A 16,719-nucleotide genomic window follows, 5' to 3' on the forward strand; every position below is an offset into this window, starting at 1 on the left:
TCCATACGGTAATGCGCATGTCATATCGCGCGAATTCCGGCATTTAAATTCAAAAATCCAGAATCAATATATTTCGGCTTTTTGAACATTTAATTCTTTCTAGAATGAATCGCGCATGCATGAACCCACCGGAGAACCGATGACCGTTAGCCGCCTAGTCAATCAACAAGGCCCCGCCAACCATTCCCACCGCATCGTCCAGCTGGACGGTCTGCGTGCCTTCGCCGTGCTCGCCGTGTTCGCGCAGCACGCGCTGCGCGCGCCGCTGTGGATGGGCGTCGACCTGTTCTTCGTGCTGAGCGGCTTTCTCATCACCGGCATCCTGCTCGAGCGCAAGGCGCGCGGGCAATCGTATTTCAGCTACTTCTATGCGCGCCGGGTGCGCCGTATCCTGCCGCCCTACGTGCTGCTGCTCATCGTTTCGTCGCTGCTGTTCGGCTTTGGCTGGGCGCACTACTGGCCGTGGTATGCATTCTTCGCCACCAATATCGGCGACGCACTCGGGCAGAGCGGGCACGACAGCCTCAACATCCTCTGGTCGCTTGCCGTCGAAGAGCAGTTCTACATCGTCTGGCCCTTCGTCGTGCTGCTCCTGCCGCAACGAGTCATGGCCGTGGTGGCCGCCGCGCTCATCTTTCTCGTGCCCGTGCTGCGCGCCGTCGCGACGCCGTGGTTCGACTCGTACTGGCCGATTTACTACCTCACGCCGTTCCGCATGGACCTGCTGGCTGCCGGCGCGCTGCTCGCCGTGCTCGTGCGCCGCGACCGCAATGCGCTCGAGCCCTTCAAGTGGCCCGCCGCCGTGCTTTTTTTCGCGGCGCTCGGCGTGCTGGCCTGGCTGCACCTGCACTACCCGCGCTTTCGAGGCATGAACACGCCGCTCTCCAACGCCGTGCTCTATAGCGTTTCGCTCGTGCTCTGCACCTCCATCGTCGTGTTTGCACTGCAGTCGAAAGGCATCGTGCGGCGCCTGCTTTCCAACCCGGTGCTCGTGTATATCGGCACGATCAGCTACACGATCTACCTCATTCACCTCACGATTCTCTATGCCGTGTGGCCGCTCCACTACGGCCGCATCCAGAGCGCCGCGATTGCGCTCGTCCTCACGCTCGCTTATGCAAGCGCGAGCTGGTTTCTCTTCGAGCGCCGCCTCACGCGCGGACCGCGCCGCCGCTCTGCGGCTGAGCCGGTCGACCTTGCTGCGCGTGTGAGCCAGTCGAGCCCGCAATCGTAATTCCTGAATCCCGTTCGACACTTCAAAGGCACATCACATGAACGAACGTCGCAAAGCGATCATCACCGGTGTTTCCGGCCAGGACGGCGCCTACCTCACGCGCCTTCTGCTCGACAAGGGCTACAACGTCACCGGCACTTATCGCCGCACCAGCTCCGTCAACTTCTGGCGCATGAACGAGCTGGGGATCCTCGACCATCCGTCGCTCGAACTCGTCGAACACGACCTCACGGACGCGGGCTCGACCCTGCGCCTCGTCGAACGCGCCCAGGCGCAGGAGGTCTACAACCTCGCCGCCCAGAGCTTCGTGGGCGTGTCGTTCGACCAGCCCGCCACGACCGCCGAAGTCACCGGCATCGGTGTGCTGAACATGCTCGAAGCGATTCGCGTCGTGAATCCGAAAACGCGCTTCTATCAGGCCTCGACCTCCGAAATGTTCGGCAAGGTCCAGGCGATTCCGCAATGCGAGGACACGCCGTTCTATCCGCGCAGCCCCTATGGCGTGGCCAAGCTGTTCGCGCACTGGTCCACCATCAACTACCGCGAGTCCTACGACATCTTCGCGACGAGCGGCATTCTCTTCAACCACGAGTCGCCGCTGCGCGGGCGCGAGTTCGTCACGCGCAAGATCACCGACAGCGTCGCCAAGATCAAGCTCGGCAAGCTGAACATGCTCGAACTCGGCAACCTCGACGCCAAGCGCGACTGGGGCTACGCCTCCGAATACGTCGAAGGCATGTGGCGCATGCTGCAGGCCGACGAGCCCGACACCTACGTGCTCGCCACCGGCCGCACCGAAACCGTGCGCGACTTCGTGAAAATGGCCTTCGCCGCAGCCGGCTTCCAGCTCGAATGGTCGGGCAAGGGCGAGCGCGAAGCCGGCATCTGCGTCGCCACCGGCCGCACGCTCGTGCGCGTGAGCCCGCGCTACTACCGCCCCGCCGAAGTCGATCTGCTCATTGGCGACGCGACCAAGGCGCAGGAAAAACTCGGCTGGAAGCCGCAGACTTCGCTCGAGCAGCTCTGCCAGATGATGGTCACGGCCGACCTTGCGCGCAACGAACGCCATGACACATTCTGATCCCGCTAGCCGTCCGCGCGCGCTCATCACGGGCATTGGCGGCTTTACGGGCCGCTATATGGCCGCCCGCCTCGCGGCGGACGGCTACCGTGTGTGGGGCACCGTGCGGGCGAGTCGCTGGGCGCGGAAGCCTTCCCATTCGGCGCCACCGCAATCGAAGCCGACTTGCTCGACCGTGCCGCGATCGCCCATGCGCTCGAATCCGTGCAGCCCGACGTGGTCGTGCATCTCGCCGCAGTGGCCCACGTGGCCGACAGCGACGTGGCGCGCACCTACGTCGTGAACGTCGTCGGCACGCGCAATCTGCTCGAGGCGCTCGCGCAGCAGAAGCACGTGCCGCGCGCCGTCTTGCTGGCCAGCAGCGCGAACGTCTACGGCAACGCCACCAACGGCGTGATCGACGAGCATGTCGAGCCCCAGCCCGCCAACGACTACGCAGTCAGCAAGCTCGCGATGGAATACGTCGCGAGGCGCTTTCAGGCGCAATTGCCGATCGTCGTCGCGCGCCCGTTCAACTACACGGGCGTGGGCCAGTCGCCGGACTTCCTGATCCCGAAGATCGTCGACCACTACGCACGCGGCGAAAAACAGATTTCGCTTGGCAACCTCCACGTGGCCCGCGACTTCTCCGACGTGCGCGACGTGGTGAACGCCTATGCGCGGCTCGTCGAAGTCGCGCCGCGCGGCACCACCGTCAACGTCTGCTCGGGTAGCGGCCAGACGCTTGGCGCGCTGCTCGACATGCTCGCGCGCATCGCCGGCTACGAGATCGAGGTGCACATCGATCCGCGTTTCGTCCGCGCCAACGAAGTGCGTCAGCTGATCGGGTCGAACGCGAAGCTGCGTTCCATCGTCGGCGACAGCTCGCGCAAGCACCTCGAAGAAACGGTGCGCTGGATGTACGAAGAGGCCCGCGAACGCGTGCTCGAAACGCAATAGCGCGCTGCTTGCTGACTCTTGTTCTACAAATAAACCGCCGCTCTCCCGAGCGGCGGTTTTCTTTCGGTCGATCGACCTGCTTCAGTGAGCGGCGATGCCTTCCGCGTAAACACCGGCCACGCGCTTCGCGATCACGGCGTTATCGAAGTGCTCGCGCGCATACGCCTTGCATGCCTCGTCATCCGGCAGCTTGATGCGGCCCGAGAGCGCGCCATCGATGCCATCGGCGATCGCGTCCGCGCCCGTGCTCGGCAGCACGAGATCCTGTGACAGACCGGCCACCGCCTCCGGCAGACCGCCCACCGGCGTCACCAGAACCGGCGTACCCGCGGAGAGCGACTCCACCGTAATCAGGCCGAAGCCTTCCAGCGCGACCGTCGGCACCACGCTCAGCGTGGCCGCGCGATAGAGCGAAGGCAGGTGCGCGTCCGGCACGAAGCCGAGCAGCTTCACGTTGTCCGCCAGCCCCGCTTCGTCGATACGCTGCTGCAGTTCGGACTCCAGACGGCCTCGCCCCGCGATCAGCAGGAGCACGTCCGGGTGGCGTTGCTTCACCATCTTGATCGCGTCGATCAGATCTTCCAGGCCCATACGGCGCACGAGGCGGCGCACGGCGAGGATGATCGGGCGGCCTTGCGGCAACTGGAGCTTCAGGCGCGCTTCCGCCGTCGTGCAGGCCGGGTCGAAATGCGCCGTATCCACGCAACCCGGCACGATGCGCACACGCTCGGGCGAAATGCCGTAGCGGCGCGTGAGAATGTCGCCAAACGCCTTCGACAGCACGATGAGCCGCGAGGAGCGCTCATACACCGACTGCTCCAGCGAGTGCTTGATGCGCTGGCTCAGCGTCGCCGCGCCTTCCACGAAGCTTTCGTCGGCCCACGGGCCCTGGAAGTGCGAAACCTGCGGAATGCCGCGCGTGACGTCGAGGCCGGGGAAGGTGTAAAGCGCGAAGTGCGAGGAAATCACGTCGGGACGGTGGCGGCGAATTTCGCTGCGCAGCGCGCGGCGCGCATCCATGAGGCGAAACGGCAGCGAGCGCGAAGCGGAGCCGAAGCCGTGAATCGCGCCGCCGCTGTCCTGGGCCACCTTGGGCGAACCGGCCACCACGCCGCGCACGCGCACGCCCGCACCGGGCAGCGCGCCGACGAGCGAGTAGTACATGCGGTCGAGACCGCCTGCGCGCTCGGGAAACCAGTGCATGCCGATCTGCAGCGATTGAATGGATTGTGTGGTCATCGCGTGTCCTTATTCTGCACGTATGCGGTTATCAGGGGGGTGTCTGCGCGCTGGAGCGATTGCCCGCCCGTCAGCGTCGCAGCGGCGAATACGGGTTCTTCGCGGCGCGCGGCCTCGCTCGCGTCGCCGGCCAGTTGCCGGTAGAGCGCGATGTACTGCGCGGCCATGCGCGCCCAACCGAACTGCGTGGCAAGCTCCGCCGCGGCCTCGCCCATCGCGAGGCGGCGCGGCGTGTCGGTGGCGAGCGTCTTCACGGCGTTGGCGAGCGCCGGCACGTCGTCGGGGTCTTCGAGCACGATGCCGCAATCGGGCGTGATGATTTCCGCGCCTCCGGCCGTGCGCGCGGTGACGACGGGCAAGCCCGCCGCCATCGCTTCGAGCAGCGAAAGGCTCATTGCTTCGTAGCGCGAAGGAAATACGTAGGTATCGACGGAGCGCATGAGCGTGGGCATCTCGCGCACGAGGCCGAGAAAATGGACCCGCGACTCGATGCCCAGCTCGCGTGCGAGCTCGGGATACGGGCTGCCAGGCAGGTAGCCCGCCACGGCCAGATGCACGTTCTCGGGCATCTGCTTCATGGCATGCAGCACCGTGCCGAGGTTCTTGCGCGGCGTGCGCAGATCGCCCACGAAAAGCAGCAGGAAGGCGTCGGCGGGCAGCGAGAACTTTGCGCGATCCGCGCTCGCGGCCGAGAAGCCGCGCGTGTCCACGCCGTTGTAGATCACGTCGAGCCGCTCCACGGGGTTGCCGCCCGAGGCGCGAATTTCGTCGGCGACCTTGCGCGAAACGGCCGCGATCACGCGCGAGCGCCGGTACGCCCAGCGCTCGAGCACCGCATTGGCGCGCGTGTAGACGAACTGGTAAGCGGACCACAGGCCGCGCGTGAGACCGAACGGGTAATACTTGCTGCGCGCCCAGCCGCCGTGCACGAAGTGCGCGGTGTTGACGTCGGCGTGTGCCCAGGTGATGAAGCCGTTCACATGGAGCACGTCGTATTCGCGCCGGTTGCGACGCAGCCACAGCGCGCTCTTCAACGCGAATACCTGCTGGCGCAGCAGGTTGGTAGGCCATGCGCGAGACGGCTGCACGCTCACCCATTTCACCTTCGGGTGGGCAAGCAGCTCGGGCGCGACATGCGAGGCGACCAGCGTCACCTCGAACCCCTCGTCGAGCGCGGCGCGCGCGATTTCATGATTGACGCGGCCCTGGCCGTCATTGTGGCGCACGACATGCGTGACAATTGCGACTCTCAATCGGAGACCTCCGTGGTCGGGGCCTGGCGTTGAAGCTTCGCCCAATGCCCCGCGCTGAGAATGGAAAACACGCTCGAAAAGAGCAGCAGGCCGCCGGTGCCCACGAGCGAGTTGGTAAACACGAGCATGGCGAAGATCGATATCGCGAGACTCAGGCACGCGCACACGTAGCGGTCCTCGGGAAAACGAAACGACACGCGCACCGCGCGCACGAGCAGCCACAGCACGCCCGACATGTAGAGCAGCGTGCCGGGCCAGCCCAGCACGAACGGAATGTTCATCACACCGCTGTCGAAGCTGCCGTACTGGCCGAGCTGGCCGTTATTGCTGGAGAGCTTGGTCGATGCGCCGGTGGCGCCGAGGCCCTCGCCCGTCACGTCGGTGAAGGCCTTCTTCGCGAAGTCGGCGTAGAACTGGTTACGCGCCTCGTAGCTCTGGTCGTCCTTCAGGTTCACGAGCGTATTCAGACGCTGCTGCATGCGGTCCGCCACGGGACCGAACGTGAGCAGCGGCACGCACACGCCCGCGAGCACGAGTGCGCTGATGATGATGCGAATACGCACCTTGTTGCTCGACTTCATCAGCTGGATCACCATCGCGATCGCCCAGCCGCCCCAGGTGGAGCGCACGAGCGAGAGCGCGAACGAGAAGAACCCGAACGCCGCTGCGACCCAGCGCACGCGATGCTTCGCGGCCATCACGAACACCATCGCACCCATCATCGCGAACGCGAACGGGCCCGACGAGTTCATCGTGCTGAACACACGCACGCCGAGCGGCACGGGGTCGCCCTGCGAGTTCATGTCCGAGCCGATCATCCACATCGCATCCCACGGCGGCATGATGAAGAACTGCACGAGACCATACGCGCCCATCACGAGCATGCCGTAGATGAAGGTGTTGATGATGGTCTTGCTGCACTCGGGATACTGGCGCGTGAGCGCCATGATGTGAAAGCCGATCAGAAACGGATAGATCCAGTTGGCAAGGTCATAGACTGCCGCGGCCGGGCCGCTCCCCACCACGCCCACCACGAACCCATAGCCGATGCCGAGCAGCGCGAGCAGGAGCGGCAGACCGCGCCGCTGCCCGAGGATCGGGTAGTAGCGCAGCAGCGAAATGCCGCTGATCATCGTGACGGCGAGCGGCGCGACCTGAATGAGGCTGGTCGGCGTGAAGCCGCCCTTGCCGTAGTCGGCGAGGCGCCGCACTTCGGGGCTCAGGAACCATAGCCACCACATGAAGCCGATATAGCGCACCGGGTTCACGAAGTAGAGCCAGAATCCCACCGCGATCGCGAGCACGGGAAACGCCAGCGTAAGAACGGTGCCCTGGTGCGCGCCGATCAGGAGCGCTGTCAATACCCACAAGGCGAGCGGCGGCAGCGTATCGCGGCCGAACAGGCTGCGCAGGCCGCCGCGGCGGCGGCCCGGCTGAGGCGCCGGCGCGGGTGCCGGGATAGCGGTCGTGACGTCCATGATCACATCCCGCGCGCAGCGACGCCCCGGCCACGGGGTTCGCTCGCAATCGACTCGCCATTGAGCGCGTCGCGCTCGTGCAGCATCTCGCGCGTGAGCTGCGCGTGCTGCCGTGCGAAGTGCTCAGTCGTGAGATCGCGCGTGCGCAGCTGCTCGCAGGCTTCACGCGCCTGGGCGAGCGCCCGCGCCGGGTCGGCCACGAGCGCATTCGCCGCGTCGCGCAGCTGCTGTGCGTTGAACGGCTCGACATACGAGGCGGCCTTGTCGTCGAAGTAGTCCTCGAGCGCGCCGACCTTCGTCGCGATCATCGGCTTGCCGAGCGCCGCGGCTTCCAGCATCACCGTGATGCCCGAAGCGTGCGTGTTGGGCCGCAGCGGCACGACGATGATGTCCGCCCAGTCATACAGCGCGTGCTGTTGCTTGATGCCGGAAACGCGCACGATTTCGACGTTGTCCGCGCGCGCCGATGCCGGCATGCGCCGGCGCGTGGCGATCCGCACCTGGTAGCGCGAATCGTTGCCGAGCGCGCTGACGAGCGTGGCCCAGTCGCGGTCGCGGTCGTTGCCGATCGCGGCCACGCGCACCGGCGTATGCGGCGTCCACTCCGAAGGCGGACGCAGCGGAAAATCGCTGGTATTGAGCCCATAGAGCACGTGACGCGCCTCGCGCCCGAAATACTCGCCGCACAGCGCGGCATTCTCGCTCGCGAGCGTGGTGAGCAGATCGGCACGCTTGAGAAGCCGCTTGTAAATCGCACGGCGCAGCGCGCCATAGCCCGGCCAACGGTCGAGCAGCCACACGCTTTGTGCCAGCAGTAGCGGGCGCGCGCCGCCCTTCTTCGCGTTCATCAGCAGCACCAGCGCCACGGCCAGATGCTCCTGCTCAGTGTGCGTCCAGATGACGTCGGATTGCAGAATGGCGCGGCGATTGCGCCACGCATGAATGAAGTCGAAGCCGAACGCGGCCTTCAGTGCGCGCCGCATGAAGCGCATGGACGTGCTCTCGCTCGCGTCCTGCGCGTAATTGAGGGCGAATTCCGCAGATTCCGCGTGATGGTAGCCGTACAGGCTGCCGATGTTCTCGCCTTTGCGATAGCGGCGCGGATCGGCGCCATAGAAAAGGTGGACGTGGACTTGCGTACCGCTCATTCGGGGTCCTCCGTTTAGTCGTTGGCCGCGTCGCTCAAACGAGCGCGCGGCGCGCCTCTCGTGCGCCGCCGCGCACTGCGCGCCAGCGTGCGAACGCCGCGCCCGCGGAATCGCCGCGTACGGCGCTCAGGCCGGTGTGCACGAGGCCCGGGTACACACGCGTGCCGACGAGCGCGTACCACCACCAGGCGGTTTCGCGCCGCAGCGGCGTGAGATGGCCGAGCAGGATGATGTGCAGGTTGTAGGCGGCGTTGCGGATCGAGGCGAGCGTCTGCGCGTTGCGCGGGTCTTCGCCCGGACGCGGCGCGGGGTAATGGTCGACGGCCACGAGCGGGTCGTAGACGAGCTTCCAGCCCGAGCGCTTCACGCTCATGCTGAAGGCCATGTCGTTATGTGTTTGCGCGCCGGTGCCGCGAAGGCGTCGGTCGAAGCGCAGGTCGCCGATCGCCGCGCGCCGATAGCTCATGTTCGCGCCCTTGAGCAGATCGACTTCGCGCGCGCCGCCCGCGCCGAGATGATGGTTGCCGACGATGCGGCCCGAGCGCTGCAGCTTGCCCACGAGCGTGCGCTCGCCGTCGATCATGCGGCCGCCTTCGTGCACCCAGTCGCGGCCGCCCAGCGCGCCGAGCTTCGGGTCGGACTCGAAGGCCGCCGCGATGCGCGCGACCCAATCGGCGCGCGGCGCGGCGTCGTCATCGGTAATGGCGATCACGTCGCCCGTCGCGGCCTCGATGCCGCGATTGAGCGCCGCCACCTGCCCCGGCTCCTCGACGATGGCCACCGCCACGTTGAGCACGCGGGGCGTGACGTGTTCGGCGAGGCATGCGTGCGTCGCCTCGTCGTCGGCGCGCGCCACCACCACGATCTCGTCGGGCGCGCGCTGCTGGCGCAGCAGCGCCGAAAGACAGCGCGACAGATCATCAGGACGCCGATAGGTCGGCACGAGCACGGTCACTTTCATCGCGGGTTCCTCCCTGGCTGTACTTGATGGGGGCGAAGGCGTCATGCGCTCAGGTACTCGCGCACGTTCGCGTAGCCGTAGCCGTAGTTGCCGCGCGTACGCGCCGGCACGCCGTTGAACACCCCGCCCTGCACACGCACGCCGGCGTTGCGCAGTCGCTTGAGCGCGTCGGCGATTTCGCCCTCCGTGTGCATGCCCGAACGCAGCACGAGGAACGTCGAGCCCGCATGGCTGCCGATGATGGCGGCGTCGGTCACGGCGAGCACCGGCGGCGTGTCGATGAGCAGCACGTCGTAGCGGTTCGACAGGCCTTCGAGGTACTGGCCAAGACGAGGCGACATCAGCAGCTCGGAAGGATTGGGCGGACGACGGCCGCACGACATGAAGTGCAGGTTGTCCACTTCGGTCGCGCGAATCGCCTCGTCCAGCGAAATCTGCCCCGAGAGCAGCTCGGAGAAGCCGTTTTCCTGCGGGCCGCCCAGATGGCGTTCGAGCGCGCCACGGCGCATGTCGCCGTCGATCATCAGCACGCGCTTGCCCGAATGTGCGAGCAGCACGGCGAGGTTCGCGGTGAGGAAGCTCTTGCCCACGCCCGGCACCGAACCCGTCAGCATGACTACGCGATTGCGCGCGTCCATCACGCTGAACTGCAGCGACGTGCGCAGGCTACGCAGGCTTTCGACCGTGAGGTCCTTCGGGCGCGAGTTTGCGAGCACTTCGCGCAGACGCGTGCCGCCGCGCACCGGGGCGCGCTTTTCGAGCGCCATTTGTTCCGGCGAAAGCGGCACGAGACCGTACACCGGCAGCTGGAACGAGCGCTCGATCTGATCCGGATCGACGATACCCTTGAACATGTTGCGGCGCATGAGCACGAAGCCCGTGCCGAGAATGACGCCGAGCAGCGACGCAGCCGAGACGATCAGCAGCTTCTTGGGCTTCGACGGCTTGCCGGGGCGCAGGGCCGGATCGACGATATGCACGTTGCCGCCCGTGCCCACGCGCTGCACCGAAAGCTCCTGGATGCGGTTGAGCAGCAGCACGTAGATGTCCTCGGCCACCTTCGCGTCACGCTGCAGCTGCACGGCCTTCACTTCCGTGGCCGGCAGGTCGCGGAACTTCGTGTCGTACTTCGCGCGCTCGCCCTGCAGTTGCGCGAGCTGCTGGCGCGCCGCGATCAGCACCGGGTGCTGGTCGCCGAAGCGCTGCTGGAGCGAGGCGATCTGCAGTTGCAGCGCCGAGATCTGCTGCTCGTACTGCACGCTGCCGTCGAGATAGATCTTCGCTTCATCGCTCGCGTTGATCGAACCCGACTTGCTCTGGTAAGCCGTGAGCGCCGCTTCGGCATTCTCGAGGTCCGACTTCAGGCGCGGCTGTTCGCTGCGCAGGAAGTCGAGCATCTTGCTCGCGTCGGCCTGCTTGGTCGCCACGTGCTCGCGCAGGTACGACTGCGCCACCGCGTTCGCGATCGCCGCCGCGTGCTCGGGGTCGTTGTCTTCGAGCGAGATGTCGATCACGCCCGTTTGCTTGCCCTGCTCCTGGACCTGAATCGCGTTCTGGAAGCCGCTGATCGCATCGAGGTCGTTCAGGCGCACGACATTGAAGCGGGTGCCCGGACGCGCAACGAGCTTGTTGACGAGCAGCTTCACGCCGCCGCCCTGCTCGACCTGGCCCACCGTGCCTTCGAGCAGGCGCGCGCCGTCCGGCGTCGAAATCACGTAGCGATCGTTGTCGAGCGCGGTCAGCGAGAGCTTCTTGCCTTCGAGCTCGGGCGTGACCTCGATCGAGTCGAGGTTGATGACTTCGCCGCCCCACGCGAAGTTGCCGAGCCAGTTGCTCAACCCGAACCACGGACGCGCGGGCGTGCCTGGCGTCGCGAGACGCGCGGACAGGCTGCCGATCAACGGCAGCATGACCGGCGTGACGGTGGTGTTCAGCTTGAACTGCTTCACCACCGGCTCGACCACGCTGCGGCTCTTGATCATCTGGATTTCGGCGTCGGTGGGCAGACTGCCCGTCGACGATCCAGAGCTGATGTTCGCGCCGGTTTGCGTTTGCGTGAGGGCCTGCGACGTGTAGTCGGAAGGCTCCACGCGAACCTGGGTGTCGGCCGTATAAACCGGCTTGGCGATAAAGCAGTAGAACACGGCCATGGCGATCACCGCCGCCGCGATCGCGATGAGCCAGCCGATGTCGTCGATGATGACGCGCAGCAACTGGCCGAGGACGACGTCCTCTTCCTCGGTGCGGGCCGCCGGGGCCGCCTGGCTATTGGCTTGTATGGTCACGATTCAATCCCGTTGTTTAGGTGTTGCTCCTGCGTCCTCTTTCGAAGCTTTTCGATCACGCTGTTACTTCGCGATCTGCTTCAGATAGAAGACGGTCTGGATGGTCGGCAGCACCTGCTGCAACACACGGTTGAAGGTCGTCGAAGCGGCCGTGCCCACGTACACCACATCCAGCGGCTTGAGCTGGAATTGCGACGAAAGCATGATCGCGTCGGGCTTGGTCATGTCGAGACGGTAGATCTCGGGCTGCGTTGGGTTGTCCTTCATGCCGCGCATCACGAAGATCTGGCGCGGGTTCGCGTCGGTATCGAGAATGCCGCCCGCCTGGGTGAGCGCGTCGGCGATCGTGAGGTTGCCGCGAATCAGGTTTGTCTGCAGGGGCGTCTTCACTTCGCCCATCACGAATATTCTGCTATCCGAACGATCTGGAATATTGATGACGTCGCCGCTCTGCAGCAGCACGTCCTGGGTCGAATCGCCGCCGTCGAGCAAGCGGTTCGCGTCGAGGATGTACAGCTTGCCGTTGCGCGTGAGGCGCACGCGGTTGATGTCGGCGCTGTCGGTCGTGCCGCCCGAACGCGTGATGGCGTCCACCAGCGTGAGGGGCACGTCGCTCATGGAGAGCGGTCCCGGCGTCTTCACGTCGCCCGTGATCTGCACCTTCTGGCTGCGGTATGCGAGCACGCGCACGTCCACCTGCGGATTCTTCACGTAGGGGCCGAGGCCGGCCGCGAGCTGGTCGCGGATCTGGCCGGGCGTCTTGCCCGCGGCCATGATGCGGCCCACGAACGGGAAGAAGATCGTGCCGTCCTTGGCCACGGTCTGTCCGTACGGGTCGGCCTGGCCGGGCAGCGCGTTGGTATAGGGCTGCGTGAGCGCCTGGCCCACCGTCTGCGTGGTGTTGCCGCCCGTGGAGAACGTCGAGCCCTGCGGCGTCGAAAGTTCGGGGTGATCGAACACGGTCACCCCGAGAATGTCCTGCGGCGCGATGTGATAGACGTAGTCGGCTGTGTTCGCGAACTTCGAGGGCGGCAGGGGCGCCTTCGGCTGCGCCGCGGCCGTCTGCGCCTGCTGCAGCACGACTTGCTGCGTGATGAGCTGCACGTTGAATTGCTGCTGCGGCTGGTTGTTCGGCTGTTCTTTCAGGCTCGACGTGTCGAGATAGTTGCCGGGCGCCGTCGCGCACGCGGAAACGAAGACGCTCAACGCGACTACCGCCGTCAGTTTCAGTTTTGTCATTGGCATATCCGGCTCAACCATCCCTTTACCATGCGATCCATCAATTCAAGACTCTGGCGATACGCGGACTCGTGGAGCCCGTGCGGATCGCTGACATCAGAGTTCTCCCAGTTACCGAGCGCGTACACCTTGCCGCGCGCGGTGGGTTCAATGCGCTCGACCGCGGCGACCTGGCGGCGCTCGGTCACAAGCACGAGGTCCGCCGAGCGCACGAGGCGGCTCGTGAGGCGGCGCGACTGGTGCCCGCCCACCTTCACGCCGCGCTCGGCGAGCAGCCACTGCATCACGGGGTCCATGTCGTCGCCATCGCGCGCACGCAGGCCCGCCGATTGAAACGATTCCACCCGTGAGCCTTGCTGTTCGCTCAAACGCTCGCGAAAGAGCTGCTCCGCCGCCGGCGAGCGGCAGACGTTGGCGTGGCAAACGATGAGCACGTTCTTGATCATGGTCGCGTGACTCCCTTCCTTTACATGACGCTGCGCACGAAGCCCGGCAACGCTCAGGCCAGCGCCTGCGTCGCGGCGGTTTCGGCACGCGCGCGGCTCGCCTGCGTCGCGCTGGCGCGGCCCACGGCGTGGTACTCGATGCCGAGTTCCTGCAGCGCGGACGGCTCGTACAGATTGCGGCCGTCGAACACGATCGGCATCTTCAGCTGCGACTTGAGCGTTTCAAAATCGGGTGCCTTGAAAACCTTCCATTCGGTGGCGATGACCACGGCATCCGCTTCGCTCGCGGCTTCCATCGCGTCGTTCACGAACGACAACCGCGCCTGATGTTCCGGCGCGTGCGCGAGATCGAGCGCGAGTACACGCTTCGCCTCGGCGGTCGCGACCGGGTCGTAAGCCTTGACAGCGGCGCCGCGCGCGAGCAGTTCGGCGATGAGCGTGCGGCTCGGCGCCTCGCGCATGTCGTCGGTGTTCGGCTTGAACGCGAGCCCCCAGACGCCGAACGTGCGGCCCGTGAGGTCGGAGCCGAAGCGCGTAACGATCTTCTGTGCGAGCACCTGCTTCTGCGCTTCATTGACGGACTCCACGGCGCGCAGGATCTGCAGCGGCTCGCCGAAATCCTCGGCTGTGCGCATGAGCGCCTTCACATCTTTCGGGAAGCACGAGCCGCCGTAGCCGCAGCCCGCATAGAGAAAGTCGTAGCCAATGCGCGGGTCCGAGCCCACGCCGCGGCGCACGGCCTCGATATCGGCGCCCACGCGATCGGCGAGATTCGCGAGTTCGTTCATGAACGAAATGCGCGTGGCGAGCATGGCGTTGGCCGCGTACTTGGTGAATTCGGCCGAATGCACGTCCATGTAGAGCGTGCGCTCGTGATTGCGGTTGAACGGCGCATAGAGCCGCTTCATGACCTCTTTCGCACGCTCGCCGGGCACGTCGTCGTTGCAGCCGAGCACGATGCGGTCGGGCCGCGCGAAGTCATCGACTGCCGCGCCTTCCTTGAGGAACTCGGGGTTCGAGACCACCGAGAACATGTGGCTCTCGCCACGCTTGCGCAGTTCGGAGGCGATCGCGTCGTGCACGAGCGCGGCCGTGCCGACCGGCACCGTGGACTTGTCCACCACCACCTTGAAACCGGTCATGTGGCGGCCGATGTTGCGCGCGGCCGACAGCACGTATTGCAGGTCGGCGGAGCCGTCTTCGTCGGGCGGCGTGCCCACGGCGATGAACTGCACGTCGCCGTGCGCGACCGCCGCTTCCGCGTCGGTCGAGAACTTCAGCCGGCGCGCGCGCACGTTGCGCTCGATGATCTCCTTCAGGCCCGGCTCGTGAATCGGCACGATGCCCTGATTGAGCAGGTCGATCTTGCGTTCGTCGACGTCGAGGCAAAACACGTCGTTGCCAATGTCGGCAAGACAGGCGCCCGTCACGAGACCCACATAGCCGCTGCCAATGATCGTCAGATTCATGCCCACCTCAAAAGTGATTGGTTCTTCATGTCACGCGAAACGTTGCGCACACCAGCATCGCGCGCACTCGCCTCGCCTCAATATGCGTTCTGGCCTGCGAAGCCCTTCCACATCGTCATCGCCACGATGCGCAGGTCGAGCGCGAAGCTCCAGTGCTGCATGTAGTGCAGATCGAAGCGCACGCGATCGCGCATCTTTTCCACGCGATCGGTTTCGCCGCGAAAGCCGTTGACCTGCGCCCAGCCTGTAATGCCCGGCTTGATGCGATAGCGCGCCATGTAGCCGCGCACGAGGTCCTTGTAGATGTCATCGTGCGCAAGCGCGTGCGGGCGCGGACCCACCACCGACATCTCGCCCTTGAGCACGTTGATGAATTGCGGCAGCTCATCGAGGCTCGTGCGGCGCAGGAACGCGCCGACGCGCGTCACGCGCGGATCGTTGCGGCGCGCCTGGGTGATCTGCCCCGCGACTTCCGCATGGACCTTCATCGAGCGGAACTTGTAGATTTCGAACTCGTTGCCATCCAGCCCCTTGCGGCGCTGCTTGAAGAACACCGGGCCCTTCGACGTGAGCTTCACGGCGAGCGAAATGACCGCCAGCAGCGGCGCCAGCGCGACCAGCACGCCACCCGCGAACACGATGTCGAACACGCGCTTGGGCAGCACGCGCAGATCCGTGACCGGCGAGGCCGCGAGGTTGATGGCCGGCACGCCGAGCAGATCGACCACGGGCTGGCTGAAGAACGACAGGCTGCGCACGTCGGGAATGAAGCGGATGTTCACGAAGTCGTTGCGCAAGGCCGTGACGATGCGATGGATCGTGCGTTCCTTGGTGATCGGCAAGGCGAGCCACAGCTCGCGCACCTCGTTCTCGCGCACGAACTCGAGCATGGCCTGGAGGTTGCGCTCCACGGGCACGCCGTCGATTGCGGCGGCGCCATCGGCATCGCTGTCCTCGTCGAACACGAGCGCCGGGTGAAAGCCCGCTTCCGGGTGAAAGCGCATGTGCTCGATCAGGAAGCGCCCGTAGCGCGGGCCGCCCACCACCGCCACGGCCTTCTGGTTGTAGCCCTCGCGGCGAATGCCACGCAGCACCATGTGCACGAGCGCCTTCGAGACGATCAGCAGCGCCACCGAGGCGACGACCCAGTACGCGAGCCACAGCCGCGAGAGCGAATCGGCGCGGTGCAGGCTAAAGCTCAGCAGGATGCCCGTGCCCTCCACGGCGAGCCAGGCAGCGCACACGCGGGCAAAGAGCGCGTAGAGCGACTTGCCGCGCCACGACTTGTAGATCCCGAACGCCGGGAACATCCAGATCGCAAGCACGCAGTTGAACGCGAGCGCCACGCTCTCCGCGTCGGTGAGCGGCACAAACTGGCCACGGTGCAAGGCGGCCGCGAGCAGCGCTCCAGCGGCAATGGCGGCAACGTCGAAAATTCTGGCTAGAACGCTGAGCATGTCCGGCACCTCGGGTTAAAAAAATGAATCGTGGCCACGCGCTGCAAATCATGGCCGGTCGCTTCAAAAGTTTCGGGGACTGCGTCGCCGCGAAAAAACGCCTGGCGTCGCGAATTCTGATCCGAATAAACCCTAATAAGGCGCGATAAAAATTCCGGCTGCAAGCCTCAAAAGTATCTCCAATTGTTTCGTCCCTTTCGACTCAATTTTTTGCGAATTTTGTCGGCAAAGATTGCCGGAATGCGCTCCTGTATTGGCTCTCAACCCCGATGATTCCGGCATATTTTTCCTGCTCGAACGCCTGATTTTGGGTTCTGACAAGAAATTTCAGAGGCCGGCGACGCAATTTTTATTGAATTTTTTATCCGAATTACGGTGTGACGGAAGGAGGATTTAAATTTAATTTGAATATTTTCCGTTTTCTTCTTTACGACTCTATTTATGACGATTTTAAGCATGCTACAAATTGCATCACCGATACCTTTTACAG

12 protein-coding genes and 1 pseudogene are annotated in these 16,719 nt (G+C 65.1%); 3 read left to right on the forward strand and 10 right to left on the reverse strand.

Annotation, left to right across the window (positions count from 1 at the left end; translation table 11 throughout):
* The first annotated feature begins 139 nt into the window (after window positions 1–139).
* From M3A49_RS01500 to M3A49_RS01510, 3 genes and pseudogenes are all read left to right on the forward strand, one after another.
* Window positions 140–1,234, forward strand: a complete 1,095-nt coding sequence (locus M3A49_RS01500) for an acyltransferase family protein (protein ID WP_266227210.1) — start codon at window positions 140–142, stop codon at window positions 1,232–1,234.
* 37 nt (window positions 1,235–1,271) lie between these two features.
* Complete coding sequence (gene gmd, locus M3A49_RS01505) at window positions 1,272–2,315, forward strand: GDP-mannose 4,6-dehydratase (RefSeq protein WP_254356709.1); 1,044 nt, start codon at window positions 1,272–1,274, stop codon at window positions 2,313–2,315.
* Window positions 2,302–3,254, forward strand: a pseudogene (locus M3A49_RS01510) (GDP-mannose 4,6-dehydratase). Before gmd ends, M3A49_RS01510 begins: the two are co-directional and overlap by 14 nt.
* Before the next feature lie 81 nt (window positions 3,255–3,335).
* On the opposite strand, the gene M3A49_RS01515 reads toward M3A49_RS01510, so the two are convergent.
* From M3A49_RS01515 to M3A49_RS01560, 10 genes are all read right to left on the reverse strand, one after another.
* The gene (locus M3A49_RS01515; protein ID WP_266227211.1) at window positions 3,336–4,493 is read right to left on the reverse strand and encodes a glycosyltransferase family 4 protein; all 1,158 of its coding nucleotides are present in this window, start codon (window positions 4,491–4,493) and stop codon (window positions 3,336–3,338) included.
* Window positions 4,490–5,746: a glycosyltransferase family 4 protein gene (locus tag M3A49_RS01520; protein WP_266227212.1), complete on the reverse strand. Its 1,257-nt coding sequence runs from the start codon at window positions 5,744–5,746 to the stop codon at window positions 4,490–4,492. Before M3A49_RS01520 ends, M3A49_RS01515 begins: the two co-directional genes overlap by 4 nt.
* A complete protein-coding gene (locus M3A49_RS01525; protein WP_266227213.1) occupies window positions 5,743–7,224 on the reverse strand; it encodes a glucose-6-phosphate isomerase in 1,482 nt (493 codons plus the stop codon). The genes M3A49_RS01520 and M3A49_RS01525 overlap by 4 nt, the downstream gene beginning before the upstream one ends.
* A gap of 2 nt (window positions 7,225–7,226) precedes the next feature.
* Window positions 7,227–8,372: a glycosyltransferase gene (locus M3A49_RS01530; RefSeq protein ID WP_254356704.1), complete on the reverse strand. Its 1,146-nt coding sequence runs from the start codon at window positions 8,370–8,372 to the stop codon at window positions 7,227–7,229.
* A gap of 34 nt (window positions 8,373–8,406) precedes the next feature.
* Window positions 8,407–9,333 (reverse strand): glycosyltransferase family 2 protein, encoded by a 927-nt coding sequence (locus M3A49_RS01535; RefSeq protein ID WP_266227214.1) that lies wholly within the window; start codon window positions 9,331–9,333, stop codon window positions 8,407–8,409.
* A gap of 41 nt (window positions 9,334–9,374) precedes the next feature.
* On the reverse strand, window positions 9,375–11,621 hold the full coding sequence (locus tag M3A49_RS01540) for a polysaccharide biosynthesis tyrosine autokinase (protein WP_266227337.1): 2,247 nt from the start codon (window positions 11,619–11,621) through the stop codon (window positions 9,375–9,377).
* A 60-nt stretch (window positions 11,622–11,681) separates the two neighbouring features.
* Window positions 11,682–12,857 carry a polysaccharide biosynthesis/export family protein gene (locus M3A49_RS01545; protein ID WP_266227215.1) on the reverse strand — a complete coding sequence of 392 codons (1,176 nt, stop codon included), beginning with the start codon at window positions 12,855–12,857 and terminating at the stop codon, window positions 11,682–11,684.
* Window positions 12,854–13,303 carry an exopolysaccharide biosynthesis protein gene (locus tag M3A49_RS01550; protein ID WP_028203124.1) on the reverse strand — a complete coding sequence of 150 codons (450 nt, stop codon included), beginning with the start codon at window positions 13,301–13,303 and terminating at the stop codon, window positions 12,854–12,856. The genes M3A49_RS01545 and M3A49_RS01550 overlap by 4 nt, the downstream gene beginning before the upstream one ends.
* Before the next feature lie 53 nt (window positions 13,304–13,356).
* Window positions 13,357–14,772 carry a UDP-glucose dehydrogenase family protein gene (locus M3A49_RS01555; protein WP_266227216.1) on the reverse strand — a complete coding sequence of 472 codons (1,416 nt, stop codon included), beginning with the start codon at window positions 14,770–14,772 and terminating at the stop codon, window positions 13,357–13,359.
* A 77-nt stretch (window positions 14,773–14,849) separates the two neighbouring features.
* The gene (locus tag M3A49_RS01560; RefSeq protein WP_254356700.1) at window positions 14,850–16,229 is read right to left on the reverse strand and encodes an undecaprenyl-phosphate glucose phosphotransferase; all 1,380 of its coding nucleotides are present in this window, start codon (window positions 16,227–16,229) and stop codon (window positions 14,850–14,852) included.
* Window positions 16,230–16,719: the final 490 nt, after the last annotated feature.

This window comes from Paraburkholderia sp. CNPSo 3076 (assembly GCF_026343935.1).
In the GTDB taxonomy this organism is placed as follows: Bacteria; Pseudomonadota; Gammaproteobacteria; order Burkholderiales; family Burkholderiaceae; genus Paraburkholderia; species Paraburkholderia nodosa.

Coding starts and splice junctions, on each gene's coding strand:
- M3A49_RS01500 (WP_266227210.1), top strand. CDS start 140: ATGACCGTTAGCCGCCTAGTCAATCAACAAGGCCCCGCCAACCATTCC.
- gmd (WP_254356709.1), top strand. CDS start 1,272: ATGAACGAACGTCGCAAAGCGATCATCACCGGTGTTTCCGGCCAGGAC.
- M3A49_RS01515 (WP_266227211.1), bottom strand. CDS start 4,493: ATGACCACACAATCCATTCAATCGCTGCAGATCGGCATGCACTGGTTT.
- M3A49_RS01525 (WP_266227213.1), bottom strand. CDS start 7,224: ATGGACGTCACGACCGCTATCCCGGCACCCGCGCCGGCGCCTCAGCCG.
- M3A49_RS01530 (WP_254356704.1), bottom strand. CDS start 8,372: ATGAGCGGTACGCAAGTCCACGTCCACCTTTTCTATGGCGCCGATCCG.
- M3A49_RS01535 (WP_266227214.1), bottom strand. CDS start 9,333: ATGAAAGTGACCGTGCTCGTGCCGACCTATCGGCGTCCTGATGATCTG.
- M3A49_RS01545 (WP_266227215.1), bottom strand. CDS start 12,857: ATGACAAAACTGAAACTGACGGCGGTAGTCGCGTTGAGCGTCTTCGTT.
- M3A49_RS01550 (WP_028203124.1), bottom strand. CDS start 13,303: ATGATCAAGAACGTGCTCATCGTTTGCCACGCCAACGTCTGCCGCTCG.
- M3A49_RS01555 (WP_266227216.1), bottom strand. CDS start 14,772: ATGAATCTGACGATCATTGGCAGCGGCTATGTGGGTCTCGTGACGGGC.
- M3A49_RS01560 (WP_254356700.1), bottom strand. CDS start 16,229: ATGCTCAGCGTTCTAGCCAGAATTTTCGACGTTGCCGCCATTGCCGCT.